General features: G+C 39.0%; 16 protein-coding genes. 10 read left to right on the top strand and 6 right to left on the bottom strand.

Features of this window, described 5'->3' with window-relative positions; all coding sequences use genetic code 11:
* Positions 1 to 7: 7 nt before the first annotated feature.
* Positions 8 to 547 carry a CBO0543 family protein gene (locus AC59HZ_RS19865; protein WP_496547537.1) on the top strand — a complete coding sequence of 180 codons (540 nt, stop codon included), beginning with the start codon at positions 8 to 10 and terminating at the stop codon, positions 545 to 547.
* 125 nt (positions 548 to 672) lie between these two features.
* Positions 673 to 1062, top strand: coding sequence for a YmaF family protein (locus tag AC59HZ_RS19860; protein ID WP_496547536.1), 390 nt, complete (start codon positions 673 to 675; stop codon positions 1060 to 1062).
* 40 nt (positions 1063 to 1102) lie between these two features.
* Here the strand turns inward: AC59HZ_RS19860 and AC59HZ_RS19855 are convergent, their stop codons facing one another.
* Positions 1103 to 1957: a hypothetical protein gene (locus tag AC59HZ_RS19855; protein WP_496547535.1), complete on the bottom strand. Its 855-nt coding sequence runs from the start codon at positions 1955 to 1957 to the stop codon at positions 1103 to 1105.
* 247 nt (positions 1958 to 2204) lie between these two features.
* Here AC59HZ_RS19855 and AC59HZ_RS19850 point away from each other — a divergent pair, with 247 nt between their 5' ends.
* On the top strand, positions 2205 to 2591 hold the full coding sequence (locus AC59HZ_RS19850) for a DUF5412 family protein (protein ID WP_496547534.1): 387 nt from the start codon (positions 2205 to 2207) through the stop codon (positions 2589 to 2591).
* A 19-nt stretch (positions 2592 to 2610) separates the two neighbouring features.
* Here the strand turns inward: AC59HZ_RS19850 and AC59HZ_RS19845 are convergent, their stop codons facing one another.
* Positions 2611 to 2751 (bottom strand): hypothetical protein, encoded by a 141-nt coding sequence (locus tag AC59HZ_RS19845; protein ID WP_496547533.1) that lies wholly within the window; start codon positions 2749 to 2751, stop codon positions 2611 to 2613.
* A gap of 394 nt (positions 2752 to 3145) precedes the next feature.
* Here AC59HZ_RS19845 and AC59HZ_RS19840 point away from each other — a divergent pair, with 394 nt between their 5' ends.
* Positions 3146 to 3592, top strand: a complete 447-nt coding sequence (locus AC59HZ_RS19840; RefSeq protein ID WP_496547532.1) for a GNAT family N-acetyltransferase — start codon at positions 3146 to 3148, stop codon at positions 3590 to 3592.
* Positions 3593 to 3702: 110 nt separating this feature from the next.
* On the opposite strand, the gene AC59HZ_RS19835 is transcribed toward AC59HZ_RS19840, so the two are convergent.
* The 3 genes from AC59HZ_RS19835 to AC59HZ_RS19825 are packed head-to-tail and all read right to left on the bottom strand — an operon-like array spanning position 3703 to position 5328.
* Positions 3703 to 4140: a hypothetical protein gene (locus AC59HZ_RS19835; protein WP_496547531.1), complete on the bottom strand. Its 438-nt coding sequence runs from the start codon at positions 4138 to 4140 to the stop codon at positions 3703 to 3705.
* Between the two features lie 2 nt (positions 4141 to 4142).
* The gene (locus AC59HZ_RS19830; protein WP_496547530.1) at positions 4143 to 4787 is read right to left on the bottom strand and encodes a PspA/IM30 family protein; all 645 of its coding nucleotides are present in this window, start codon (positions 4785 to 4787) and stop codon (positions 4143 to 4145) included.
* A 1-nt stretch (position 4788) separates the two neighbouring features.
* Positions 4789 to 5328 carry a hypothetical protein gene (locus AC59HZ_RS19825; RefSeq protein WP_496547529.1) on the bottom strand — a complete coding sequence of 180 codons (540 nt, stop codon included), beginning with the start codon at positions 5326 to 5328 and terminating at the stop codon, positions 4789 to 4791.
* Between the two features lie 254 nt (positions 5329 to 5582).
* Between AC59HZ_RS19825 and AC59HZ_RS19820 the strand changes: the two genes are divergently transcribed.
* The 5 genes from AC59HZ_RS19820 (at position 5583) to AC59HZ_RS19800 (ending at position 9347) form a co-directional block, all read left to right on the top strand.
* A complete protein-coding gene (locus AC59HZ_RS19820) occupies positions 5583 to 6143 on the top strand; it encodes a hypothetical protein (protein WP_496547528.1) in 561 nt (186 codons plus the stop codon).
* Positions 6144 to 6172: 29 nt separating this feature from the next.
* On the top strand, positions 6173 to 6841 hold the full coding sequence (locus AC59HZ_RS19815; protein WP_496547527.1) for a lysoplasmalogenase: 669 nt from the start codon (positions 6173 to 6175) through the stop codon (positions 6839 to 6841).
* A gap of 171 nt (positions 6842 to 7012) precedes the next feature.
* Entirely contained in the window at positions 7013 to 7300 is a 288-nt protein-coding gene (locus tag AC59HZ_RS19810; RefSeq protein WP_496547526.1) for a hypothetical protein, read from the top strand.
* Positions 7301 to 7609: 309 nt separating this feature from the next.
* Positions 7610 to 8077: a UPF0158 family protein gene (locus AC59HZ_RS19805; RefSeq protein ID WP_496547525.1), complete on the top strand. Its 468-nt coding sequence runs from the start codon at positions 7610 to 7612 to the stop codon at positions 8075 to 8077.
* A 67-nt stretch (positions 8078 to 8144) separates the two neighbouring features.
* On the top strand, positions 8145 to 9347 hold the full coding sequence (locus AC59HZ_RS19800) for a macrolide family glycosyltransferase (RefSeq protein WP_496547524.1): 1203 nt from the start codon (positions 8145 to 8147) through the stop codon (positions 9345 to 9347).
* A gap of 281 nt (positions 9348 to 9628) precedes the next feature.
* On the opposite strand, the gene AC59HZ_RS19795 is transcribed toward AC59HZ_RS19800, so the two are convergent.
* A complete protein-coding gene (locus AC59HZ_RS19795) occupies positions 9629 to 10411 on the bottom strand; it encodes an AraC family transcriptional regulator (RefSeq protein WP_496547523.1) in 783 nt (260 codons plus the stop codon).
* A 271-nt stretch (positions 10412 to 10682) separates the two neighbouring features.
* On the opposite strand from AC59HZ_RS19795, the gene AC59HZ_RS19790 reads away from it, so the two are divergent.
* Positions 10683 to 13064: an endo-1,4-beta-xylanase gene (locus tag AC59HZ_RS19790; RefSeq protein ID WP_496547522.1), complete on the top strand. Its 2382-nt coding sequence runs from the start codon at positions 10683 to 10685 to the stop codon at positions 13062 to 13064.
* Positions 13065 to 13181 lie beyond the last annotated feature (117 nt).

Here is a 13181-nt window from a genome sequence, read left to right as displayed (position 1 = left end):
TGACAACATGTATCAACAAATGGAGGATCTACATAAAAGCCTCAACCAAATACAGAAAGAATATTGGATTCATACCGATTTATTTTCCTTTCAATGGTGGGTTATTGCAATTGTTAATTTCGGTCTAATTTTACTATTCATATTCCTCATTGACCGACAAAGAATATTGCCCATCACTATTGCCTTTCTTGTAGCCTTCATTATAGTTGGTACTTTGGATGAAACAGGAGTTAAATACAACCTGTGGGAATACCCCCACCAATTATTCTTTTTTACAGCAAGATTTAATGCTGCAGATTTTGGAATCGTGCCGAGCCTAGTTGCACTTCTCTATCAGTATTGCAGTAAATGGAAGGCTTATATCATTGGCAATCTTCTTTTGTCTGCCCTTATTTCCTTCGTGGGCGCACCTCTTTTTACCAAAATGGGCATATATAAGCTCTTAAACTGGAACTATCTCTACTCATATCTTGTTAGCCTTGTCAGCTTGATGGTGATTAAGGCAATCGTGGATTTGATTGTAAAAAAGAGTAAAAGTTACAATTAGGATACGGAAACAATTATAAAAAATGGCTTCATTTAAAAATTAAAAAGATGTACAAATAGTTCATGAAAAAGGTTCCCTTTGAATATAATTTTTTCGTACGTTATTTAAGAGGGGGATGGGTTCTTATGAGCTGGAATCAAGATTATGCCAATTCGAATAGGAATAGGAAAAATCAAAGTGCAAGTCCGTCTGGGTATACTGAAAACACCGTTCAAACCCACGTGCATGAATTCACCGCGAGTACGAAGTTAGCAGAGGAAGATGATGACAGGCATAATCATCGTTTCGCAGGCGTGACCAGTGAGGTGATCCCGATGGGGGATAGTCATGTTCATAGCATCTTGGTGAATACGGACTTTTTAGATCACCATCACGAAGTCGGGATTACAACTGGTCCTGCTATCGATGTCGGCGGAGGAAAACACATACATTTAATCCAGGGAACAACCACACTGGACGATGGCCATGTTCATGACCTCTTTTTCACTACTTTAATCAACGCGCCGCTTGTATAAAAAAAGCCAGTCCCAAAGGTTCAAGGGACTGGCAATTAATTTAATTATACTCATAATCATATTTAGAAGAATGATAATGATGGAACTTGTGGTTCGCATCGAAATAATCCATTGACACCTGGAATGCTTTCTTCGTGCTATCCCAAAACACGAGCACAATGACATCGGCAGAACCATTCGCCAAATCCTCCGCTCCGAAATCATCGGCATCCCACTTCACTGCCTTATAAGTGCCAGGACCGCTGACTTTCAACGTATACAACCAATACTTTTCGTTCTCAATCCCAACCATATCATGATACCCGGTACCCAGCCGCGACTGCAGCCCGGACTGCGTCAACCCCACATCAATCCACTTTTTCAACCCATCCACAACCGAAACAACATTCGCATTGCCAGCCAGCGTCATCCGGCCGTTATCCATCAAATATAATCCATCAGCAAAATTCTGCCGCAGCATCCCGCCATCACGCAAACTGAAATAATACCAGCCCGAGCCAATCCATTTCCACCCCTTCACCATCGCGCCCTTCGAATCCAAGTAATACCAGGTGCCTGACACCATCACCCAACCCGTTTTCATCGTCCCATTCTGATCCAGGTAATACCATTTGCCGCCATCCAGCACCCATCCAGTCTTCATCACGCCATGCTTGTCCAAATAGTACCAGTGGCTCCCGTCCTGCACCCAACCAGTCCGCATCGCGCCGTCACTGCCTAAATAATACCAGCGGCCACCATCCAACATCCAGCCCGTTTTCATCACTCCAGCAACATAAAAATGCCACGTTCCACCCTCAAGCCTCCAGCCTGAAGAATTCTCCTCCGCCGAAACCACACTTGGAAACAGATGCAGCAGCACACTAGCTACTAGTACAACCAATAACTTTTTCATTTTAAGCAAACGAACCCACCTCACGTTTCTATTACTGGTTTAGTCTTAATATTAGTTCCAAACCCCGTAATTCCTTCCAAAATCGTCAGACAAAAACTGCACCCCTAAATTTAGCTAGTAACTAGCAAAATTAGATTTTTTCCGGGGAAATACTACAAAAAAAGTCAAAATTTCAGGAAATGTACATAGGAATTCTATGTACATGTGTGATACAATTACCAAAAAATGTAGGGATGAGTGTTTTTTAATGAAAAAAAGAATAAAACCTCTTTTTATAATATTAATAGTACTAGTTGCTGTGTTAATATCAGGAAAATATTTATTGGATTTAGTATTTGCAGGTGCATGTGGAAATCAAATTTCAAAAAGTGTCCCATCTCCAGACGGAGATAACATAGCGTATGTTTTCTTAAGAGACTGCGGAGCAACAACGGATTTTTCACCGCAATTATCGATTTTAAAGAAAGATGAAGATCTTGAGAATGAAGCAGGAAATACATTTAGGTCGGATAAAAGTTTTTCGATTGAATGGCTAAACGAAAGCACTTTAAAGGTTACTTATAATAAATCTTCAAAAACCTACGAAAAGGATACTAGTGTAAATGGCATAACGATTAAATATATCCCGGAGTAATATTTAAAAAAGCCAGCCCTCACTTCGGGGCTGGCTCTGTATTCATATTGTCGCCATTTGATAGATTAGAAAATACCTCAAACAACTGGGTGATATACCTACTAAGCTCGAAACCATCTTCTGTAGCAAACTCAGATAATAACAATTTATTCTCCTTCATTTAGCCATTCCCCCTCGATTTCTGAACTATCATCAGTATGGACAAACTATTAGTCTCATATACATGGAGTTATTCTACAAAATAAGAGGTGCATTCTACAAAATTCACTGGGTATTCTACAAACGAAGAGGTGCATTCTACAAATCTAGGTGATAATTCTACAAAATTCTGCCTCTATTCTACAATTGCTTTTTATCCCATAAAAAAAACCCCTCAAATTGAGGAGCAAAGGGGGAACAACTCTTGGTATCTATATGTTTACCATTCTTGCTGAAATTTATACATTGATCATTGTTTTATTTTAATAGGTGATTTTTCTTAAGGGAATATAGGAAAAATTGTAAAAATGTTGAATATGTTAATCTGTTAATAAAAATTTGAAGGGAGTGTCAGGTTGAATAAACTATCTTTAAAACCAATAGACAAAAATAACTGGAAAGAAGCGATTCAATTATCAATCAAAGAAGAACAGCAATCATTTATTGCATCCAATCTTTATTCTATAGAAGAAGTTCAATTTCTGGATAATTTCTATGCGAAAGGTATTTATTTGGATTACCAAATGATTGGATTTACGATGTTCGGGATCGATTCTGACGATGATAATTATTGGATTTACCGACTCATGATAGATAAGGAATTTCAAGGGAAAGGGCTGGGAGTAAATTCTATCCTTCTAGTTATTAATGAGATAAAACGCATTAATAGAGCAAACAGACCTTCTATTATAATTGGTTACCATCCTGAAAATCTAGCAGCAAAATTCGTCTATCAAAAGGCAGGATTCATCGAGACGGAAATTGCACCTTGGGGCGAGCAACTGGCAAGGTATTCTTTTTAAAGGGCGAAAAAGGATTGAAGTGGTTATTAAATTTTGGGTGGGTTCTCCTGCTGCTATGTTCTATTCTAGAGTTAAAGCCAGAAAAGACTGCTCTATGGCAGTCTTTTTGTCTATGATTGTACTCTTTCCAATCTTTTTAATGCTTGTTCCCAGTCATCTATGCTGGATCCTTCCTTCCGTGGTTCCTTAGTTGCGGAAGCTTTGTTGGAACGAACTTTAGCACCCTTCCAATATTGTTTACCCATCCAAGATATGAGGGTTCCGGCCGTCATAATCGGTAAGAAGGGAAGAAAGCCGATGAAGCTAAGGACATATCCCAGCCATTTTTTCCTACCAAACCTGCGAAGGTACCATCCAACTACTAAAGCTGTTAGAGTGAAGGAAAATAGTAAAATACTGAACAAAGATATATAAAAATCACTAATCCCCAACTTTACGCTCCATTGAGAAATAATTGATCCCAAATTACCTGGTACCAGCTCTTTCACATCAACTAGTATTGCTTGCAGGCCAGACTCCAAATTTTCTATGAAACTATTTGGAGTCATTATCACTTACTTTCCTTTAGCAAGGCCAACTCACGCTCTACCGCTTCTTGTATTTCCAAGTTTACCGTTGGGGCAGACGGGATGAAGTAGGAAGCAGCCGAAGCTTGTGCCTCTAATTGTTGGACATAATCTTCCACACGGCGGAATCCCTTCAAGGCATTGTCCGTACTGAAGGAAGCGACTGCTTTTTGGAGCTGCTGTTGTGCCTTTGCCGCGTGTGCACGTGAGATTAGCACAAGTCGTCTATTTGATAATTCGTTGTATTTTTCAAGCAATACATCAATTTGTTCATGAAGAGCGGAAGTCTGTTGTTTCATTGCTGCATGCTGCTCTTGATAGAGCTTCAGTTTTGCTTCTTGCTGTAATTTTTCTTGAAGAGCAATTCTTGCAATCGTGTCTTCACCTTTTTCGACTGCAAGCTCAGCTTGACGTGTCCGTTTTGCAACTACTGCCGAGACCTCTGCCACAAGCAGCTCATGACGTTTTTCTAAGTAAAGCTGATGACCTAATGTTTCCTTTGCCTTCTCAACCTGCTCGTCCAATTCACGCATATATTGATTTAATAGACTGATAGGATCTTCCACCTTATCCAATAATTCATGTAAGTCCGCCTTAACGATTGTCTTTACTCTATTAAAAATACCCATTTTACTTTTCCTCCTTAATAATATTTTTTTCCCATGCATCTAATATTTGTGAGTTGCTGCTTACCACAGGTGTTGCCGTATAGCCGCTTTTGCTGAACCCCTTTTGTTTAGAGGAACCTGCTTTCTTAAACAACCAGTAAGCACCCGCTCCAATTGCTAGAAACGGAAGGGCTCCCTTTAAGGCTGCTGCAAGGCCTACACCAATTAATCCGTAACCAGCCCACTTCTTCCAAATTTTATTTCCAGCATGTTTGCGAAGGGAGATACCGAAGAGTGTAATACCTGCACCGACAAGAGTTCTTGTCCAACCAAAGTCAAAACCAAAGCCATGCTTCCCGCCATGGCGCATCATGCCCTGTCCAGGGCCGCCCTGGGCCATGCCAGGACCTTGTCCGACTTGCATCATGCCTTGTCCAGATCCTCCCTGCATCATGCCATGACCGCCAAAGTGGCCAAAGTGTCCGATACCTTGAAGTAGATGCGAACCAGCCCAGATAGCAGCGGCACCAACCGGAAGCCAAAATAACCATTTTTTCTTCATTGTGTAATTCCTCCAAAAACTGAAATGTATATGTTTTTTTGTTGTTATCTCGCTTACAAGGATGAGTATGCCTATCCCCCCTTAACTTTTTCTTAATAAAAAAATATGATTTTCATAGGAGGAAAGTCCCCAATGAGTAAAACGGCTAAGACCAGCTGTTCATCAAGAGGAATAATTCCTTTTCTATCTGTTGAAGGTTTATAGCCAGCTAGCAGAGAATTTATCACTATAATCAAAATATATAGGTGGAGCTTATGAGAAGATATTTTTTGTTTGGGGTAATTGTAGGTATAGCAGTATTAGTAGTTTTTTGGAGTTATAAACAGGTGTTGGAAGCGAAAGAGAAGGAGAGGGACTTGGCACACTTGAAATACATTCCTATTGTTCGTGTAGGTGGGCAACAGATAGAAATATATGAATATGGTCAGTGTAAAAAGGATTCCAATAAGGAAGAAAAGGCGGAAATAGGTCCACGTTCATGTGACACTGTAACAGAGGAAGAAGCACTGAAAGGAAAAACAGCGGAATTATTTAATAAGGAGTCTGTTCTAACTATAAAAAATATCGAGCCCTCTGGGGAACTCGAAGACAAGGCTGGCCCTGCCAATGGAGTGAGAAGGACAGTTAGCGGCGGTTATACAAAAGATGGTAAGAGTCTGGGGCCAAGTGAAATAAAATTTATTATCAAGGACATGAAGAATGAATTTCTCGAGACAGTTATGTTGCCTAAAGAGCCTGGTTACTATGTAGGCAGAATAACCTTCAGTACTCCTTCAGGAAACAAAAATTATGTATATCACTTTTACTATAAGTAGTTTTTCTTAAATGAAACTGTTACTAAGAGGTGGATATATTGAAAACTTATCGATTACCCATTTTCATTTTACTTATGAGCCTTATATACATATTTGCCATTCCCAGCAAACCAGAATCAATCAAAATGCTATTTAAATTAATCCCAATGTGGCTAATTCTTTTCTATGCTTATAAACAAATAGCTGATAAAAAATCACGCCCTCATTGGATTATTTGGTGCGGATTATTTATCTGTATGCTAGGTGATGGGCTAATTAGATGGTTCGTTATCGGATTAGCAGCCTTCCTAATTGGTCATCTGTTTTATATTGCAGGGTTTACCCGTTATTGGCGTTTTACCAAGCTTTCACTTCTTATGATTCTACCTATTGCATTATATGGCTTTGTTATGGGATATCACGTAATCGCTGCATTGCTTCAGAATCATCTTGATACCTTAGTAATTCCCGTCCTTATTTATATTGTGATTATATCCCTGATGAATTGGACTGGATTTTTGTCACATAATATATGGGCAATAATAGGAAGTATTTTATTTGTTGTCTCAGACTCAATTCTGTCATGGAATATGTTTGTTTCAGAGATTCCCCATTCTGATATCCTGATTATGACAACCTATTATTCAGCGCAATTTTTAATTGCACACAGCTTGCGCTTCTTTCCTAGTTTTGGTATCTATTCTTTGGGTAAAAAATAGGCAGGATTTATTGTCTCGCCTTTTATGTTTTATGCAGCAATTACGGGGGCGATTCTTCTATAACGAGGAATCGCTTTTTCCTTATTGAAGGAACGAGCGGGTCAGTGAAGAAGGATTTTGTATTTTATTCCAGAATATACTTAATTAGTAATATCAAGGAGGAGAAAATCAGTGACGGCAATTATGGTAGCATTAGCGATAACAATCCTAGGTTCAGTAGTTGCTTGGCAATTTAGCAAAGGAAAGTCGAATAAAAGAAAGTATATCATTTGGGGCATTACCATAATGGTAGCAATAGCACCTTTCCTATCATTTTCAATAGGCTTAACATATGCATTTATTGTAAGAAATACTTGGGCGGGATTGATTATGTGGGTTTTGTTTCCAATTATCTTCATCTTAGGGCTTATTGTATTATTGGTTGGTATCTTTAAGGAAAAGGGAACCAAAACAATGTAGATTTATTTACATAGGGTGCTAGCATAAAACTTCGCAATTTTTTATAGAAAAACTTATTATGATGTTTTGCTTAATATTAGAATAAGTGATAATGTACAGGATGTTTTTGTAGAAATAATGAAACTTGAAGAAATGAAGAATATTTGGCTTTTTCAGAAAGAGTTTATATTTTAACGATGCAGAAAAAACAAATGTAGAACAATGGGTAAATGTATTAGACCCTTCTGAAGTAGATGAAGGCTATGCTTTTAGTGAAAGTTGTCCTGAAATTAACGGGTGCATTAATAAATAACAAAGGGTGATCAATAATTGAATAATCCAGTAAAGCTCCAATCTATTGTTGAAGAATTGGAAATACAGTTTGAAGAGTCTCGGACATTTTTAAATATAGAAACGGGTGAAATTATTTCAATAACTTCGGAAAATTTAAGAGTTGCAGAAGAGGAAGAGTCGTTTGATCATTTACCTGGTTGGGAACAGGAGGATATAAGGATTGCTATTGATGTATTTGAAAACTTTGAGAATTACAAAGAACTACCGACAAAATATGAAGTTAATGAGTATGAAATTATGGAAGATTTTTGTCTAAGTGTTAGTGATCAAGTCATACGGAATGCGTTATTAAAGGTAATTAAGGGAAAGGGTGCCTTTAGAAGATTTAAGGATAAGATCATTGATTTTGATATTGAAGAGCAATGGTATTCATTTCGCAATGAACGATATACAGAGATTGCTACAAAATGGTGTCAGGACAATAACGTAAAATACATTGAATAATCTTAATAGGTAGTAGACCTTGCCCCTTTTTCATACATAATTTAGATTCACCGAAGGAGTGATAAAAATGGCACGTGTTTTATTTATTAATGCCGGATCGGAAGGACATATCAATCCAACGATTGGAGTTGTAGAAGAGCTTATTTCACGCGGAGAAGAGGTAGTGTACTTTACAATAGATGCTTTTCGTGAGCGGCTGGATAAGACGGGAGCTACTGTACGAACATTGGACGGTCAAACATTTATTAAAGCCTTTATCTCGGGTGGAAGAAATTATTTACATGAAAGAATTAACGGACTTTTACATACGGCAGATATTGTCATACCTAGCGTGCTTGAACAGGTTGAGGGAGAACATTTTGATTACATCATCCACGATTCCATGTTTGGTTGTGGACGGTTACTTGCCCAAATCCTTAAACTTCCGGCCATCAATTCTTGTACATCCTTTGCGCAGACAAAGGAATCATTCGATAAATTGCTGGAACAGCTTTCTAAAAACATTCCTACAGAACGGCTTAAAGAAATAAACGATGAATATCAAAGCCTGACGGCGAGGTGTAAGGAAAAATATGGTGTTGAAATCCATTCTCCTTACGAAGTTTTTTGTAATCCAGCACCACTTTCAATCGTTTATACAACTAGGGAGTTTCAACCTTTTGGAGAAACATTCGACCAAACTTATAAATTTATAGGTCCATCGATTTCTACACGATTCAATCAAGAAAATGTTGACCTTACAGCAATCAAGGGAGAAAGCCTAATTTATATTTCACTGGGGACTGTCTTTAACCAAGCGATTGATTTTTATAAGCTTTGTTTTGAAGCATTTGGGAACACTGATCATACCGTTGTCATGTCTATTGGGGAAAGAACTCAAATATCTGATTTAGGAGAGATCCCCCAAAACTTCATTGTGAAAAATTATGTTCCACAAACGGAAGTGCTGAAATACACGAAATTATTTATCACGCATGGTGGAATGAATAGTACCAATGAGGGTCTCTACTACGGGGTTCCGCTAATTGTCATTCCACAAAGCGCGGATCAGCCGATCATTGCCAGGCAAGTCGCCAATATCGGAGCCGGTATTCAATTACCAATGCAAGGCCTGACTGCAAAACAACTGGGTGAAGCCGCGGATCATGTGTTAATCGATCCATCTTTCCATAAAGCTGTTTCAAACATAAGGGAGTCCATTCAAAAAGCGGGAGGATATCAACAGGCTGTTGATGAGATTTTCGAATTTAAACGAGAATACGATATCTAAATTTAGAAATAGATGGGGAAGCTTAAGCGCTCCCCATTTTTTGTTGAACTAATGGAGAAGTTTAGTGTAAGAAGGAAAATCGCGTGAAAAGAAAATTACATTTAATAATTACAAAAAATATCTAGTTCCTCTATGGATGAATAAATAGCTTTATTTTTATAATTAGGTAACACTTATATAACATATTGTTAAAATCAACATAATGCTATATCCACTGTAAAAGATTGTATTTTTAAACCGAATAAATTTCCGTGAAAGGAAAATTTCGCTAAAGAAATCAATTATTTGGAAACATTAGATGGCGGATAGCCCTTAATCGATTTAAACACATTGCTAAAATATGAGACATCATTGAATCCGCACCGTGCAGCAACCTCAGTTACAGAAAATCCACCTGTAGACAACAACATCTCAGCATTATTGCAACGAATTAAATTCAAATATTCCTTGAACGAGTAACCGGTATTTTCTTTAAAAATCTTTCCGAAATAAACCGGATGAAGATTGAAGAGCGTGGCTATTCCAGACAATTCAAGTTTATACGGGTAGCGCTCATTAACGTAATCCAACACTTTTTTCACTCTTAGATCTGTTTGTATATAGGACGACTTATGAGAGGAAATCAATAGAAGCTTATGGATAATCAGCATAAATAGAGCTCTAGCTTGCATGATATATCCCGGCTGCTTACTCATCCATACTTGTGTGAACTGCTTGATATAACCTCTAATCTCACTCGTAATGACATTTTTCGTCACGGGTTCCAATGGCAGAGCGATAGGACTGCCCTCTGGTGTCCAATTGAAATTAAAAGCGAAAGAATGCATTGGATTTTCGTAGAATGTATGTGCTTCGCGAACGCTGCCCTCAGGTATGTATATGACGTCCCCGGGTTCGACAGTGTATTTTACTCCATTAATGAAATAGTTGGATTTCCCGGCCACAACGAAAGTCAGGTCCTGGAAGCCGATTTTTTTGTTAATGATTTCCCATTCGGGAAAACAACGTCTATCAACAAAAAGAAGAATATGTGGAACCAAGTTTTGTAGCATTTCCATATCCATGTGTACACCACCCATTTATAAACTTAATAGAATGGGGCTAAATTCTCAAGAGGTAATTATAGGTTCATATTATTAAGGAAATCTTTTAAGGTCATAGGACAATGAAATTAGAAAAATGAGCTTTTGGTACTGTCTGTAGCAGTATTCTCACGTAAAGGAGGTGGTGAGACGAAAAATAATTATTTTGCAATGAATGACACCAATGGAAATGAACATAGAGTACCCCACTCAAAATAAAATCGGGGAAATATTCTTCTTGGAGGACATATTCATGGAAAATAAACGATCTCTTAAACGGCTGATTAAAAAAGCCGCTATGGGGGCTTTGTCTCTATCACTGTCAGTAATGCTGGTGGCACCAGTCTTAAATAGCGGCTCGTTAAATGCCGATGCGGCTACCACCACAGAATTACCTCCCGCAGGACAAACCTACGAACATTACCCGGCACTAAAGGATGTCTATAAAGATTACTTCACCTTTGGAATCTTTGGAAGTGGTGCAATGGATGAATTGCTTTACAATTACGCTTCCTATACACCGGGTAATGAGATGAAACCTGAGAATACACAGAGAGAAAAAGGCATTTTTACATATGATAGTGCGGATAATGCGTTTAAAACCTATTTTGATAGAAACCCAGATATGCTTTTCTACGGACATACTCTTGCGTGGCATTCACAGACACCTACGTGGATGTGGGATGCACCACCAGCTAGATACGGTCAGCCCGGTACATTCGATAGAGAAACGGCTCTAGAAAACCTCAATACCCATATTGAAAATGTACTCGGCCACTACGGCAGCCGTATTCAAGCTATAGATGTTGTAAACGAAGCAATCGGAAACGCCATCCCTGGCGATTGGAAAGCGTCCTTAGCCAAAGGAGAAGGCTGGTATATGGCGCTAGGCTCGGAATGGGTAGAGCGTGCCTTCTTGAAAGCAGCCGAAGTTGTTGACAGAAATGGATGGGATGTCAAACTGATCTACAACGATTTTGGTCTTGATTCCCCGGCTAAAGCTCGTGTTGTTTATGAGATGGTAAAAGCTATTAATGAAAAGTATGCAGGTGTCCGGCCAAATGGTAAACCCCTGATTGAAGTGATTGGTATGCAGGCACACTACAACCTCTCTACCAATGTGAAAAACGTTGAGGAAAACATCAAACTGTTTGCGACACTCCCAGGGGTCAAGGTTAACATTACCGAGATGGACATTGCTTTACCACCAGGTGAACTTACACCTGAGAATGAAAATAATCAGGGTATGAAGTATGCAGAATTATTTCAAATCTATCGGAATTATGCGGCAGGACCAGCCAATACTACGGGCAATCCAAAGGTCATCGATTCAGTGAAACTGGCAGGCGTAAGAGATGTACGAACTGGTTGGAAGGGCGGCGAATTTGCCATGCCGTATGACTATGATGGACGAGCCAAACAAGCATTGCTGGGTATCCTGTACCCTGCCGAGTTTCTTGCAACCCACGATTACATTGAATCGGAAAAAGAAGAGCAAAAGCAAATCGACGGTGTCTATGTGTATGATACTGGAAAAGGAGACAGTTGGTCAGGAGCAAATATCATACTAGGTAACGACGAAACCCAGTGGCCGTGGTCCACAACAGATGTGGGCGGCAAAGTAGCTTTCACTCCCGAGAAAGACGCAACCTACCGTTTAAGTTTCAACTATACCGCAAAAGGTACTACCTCTATTCGTGTACGTTGGATAAAAGATAATTTAAATGGTAGTTATACAAGTGCTGATGGAGCGAACGTAAGCAGTCACCCGTATTCTGCTAACCAAGTGGCTAAGTATATACCTGCGTATTTTAACAGTGGCATGGTGAATATGGGAAGCTACACATTAACGACTGAATTTAAATTAGATGGTTCACAACCTGCTGATGGTCTGATTGGTAACATCGCCATCCGTGGCGGCGGAGGTGGTAACGCCTTCTCCATCAACTGGATTAAGGTGGAAAAACTTGGAGCCAACGGAGAGCCCGAAACACTTCTTGTTAATTGGCCAGAGGGTATAGATAGTGAGGCTCCAGTAACTACAGCAAGCGGTGTACCAACTAATTGGACCAATCAAGACGCTACGGTAAAATTATCAGCTACTGATGAAAATTCAGGTGTTGCGAAAACCGAATATAAGATTAACAATGGTGAGTGGGTCCCTTATACAAATGGAATTCAAGTCACCACCGAAGGTGTGAATACGGTTTACTATCGGAGCGTGGATAAAGCCGGGAATACGGAAGTTACAAAATCGGTTAAAGTGATGATTGACAAAACTACACCAACCTTAGACTTTTCATTTAATCCATCAGTCATCATGGATCGAGATCATCAGATGGTTCCAATAACAGCAACCGTCAATGCTAATGATTCTTTATCGGGCGTTGCTACTGTGCAGCTGATATCTGTTGCTAGCAATCAGTCCGATAATAGAACCGGTGATGGAAATTCCACACAAGATATCCAAGAAGCGGATTTTGGAACATTCGATACTAATTTCTTGATTCGTGGAGAGAGAAGCGGCAGCGGAGACCGTATTTATACCGTCACTTATAAAGCAACAGACAATGCGGGAAATTCTACCGTTACGTCTCAAACGATTATCGTGAAGCACGATAATTCCAGTAAGTAAAGAAAGCTAAAAGCAGTGATATGCTCATAATATCACTGTTTTTATTATTTTAGAAAACTAAATTAATAAGATGAACAAACTAAAAAAAGAGTTGCTTTCGCAAGCAACCCTTTTAAA

Source organism: Neobacillus sp. DZ-9 (assembly GCF_059587065.1).
The sequence above is the reverse complement of the archived record's forward strand: the minus strand, read 5'-3'. Positions and strand labels throughout refer to the sequence as shown.

Bases quoted from the DNA above. Each gene is read 5' to 3' on its own strand.
- AC59HZ_RS19855 (WP_496547535.1), bottom strand. From the start codon at position 1,957: ATGAAAAAGTTATTGGTTGTACTAGTAGCTAGTGTGCTGCTGCATCTG.
- AC59HZ_RS19800 (WP_496547524.1), top strand. From the start codon at position 8,145: ATGGCACGTGTTTTATTTATTAATGCCGGATCGGAAGGACATATCAAT.
- AC59HZ_RS19845 (WP_496547533.1), bottom strand. From the start codon at position 2,751: ATGAAGGAGAATAAATTGTTATTATCTGAGTTTGCTACAGAAGATGGT.
- AC59HZ_RS19795 (WP_496547523.1), bottom strand. From the start codon at position 10,411: ATGGATATGGAAATGCTACAAAACTTGGTTCCACATATTCTTCTTTTT.
- AC59HZ_RS19790 (WP_496547522.1), top strand. From the start codon at position 10,683: ATGGAAAATAAACGATCTCTTAAACGGCTGATTAAAAAAGCCGCTATG.
- AC59HZ_RS19850 (WP_496547534.1), top strand. From the start codon at position 2,205: ATGAAAAAAAGAATAAAACCTCTTTTTATAATATTAATAGTACTAGTT.
- AC59HZ_RS19860 (WP_496547536.1), top strand. From the start codon at position 673: ATGAGCTGGAATCAAGATTATGCCAATTCGAATAGGAATAGGAAAAAT.
- AC59HZ_RS19865 (WP_496547537.1), top strand. From the start codon at position 8: ATGTATCAACAAATGGAGGATCTACATAAAAGCCTCAACCAAATACAG.
- AC59HZ_RS19830 (WP_496547530.1), bottom strand. From the start codon at position 4,787: ATGGGTATTTTTAATAGAGTAAAGACAATCGTTAAGGCGGACTTACAT.
- AC59HZ_RS19835 (WP_496547531.1), bottom strand. From the start codon at position 4,140: ATGACTCCAAATAGTTTCATAGAAAATTTGGAGTCTGGCCTGCAAGCA.
- AC59HZ_RS19825 (WP_496547529.1), bottom strand. From the start codon at position 5,328: ATGAAGAAAAAATGGTTATTTTGGCTTCCGGTTGGTGCCGCTGCTATC.
- AC59HZ_RS19820 (WP_496547528.1), top strand. From the start codon at position 5,583: ATGAGAAGATATTTTTTGTTTGGGGTAATTGTAGGTATAGCAGTATTA.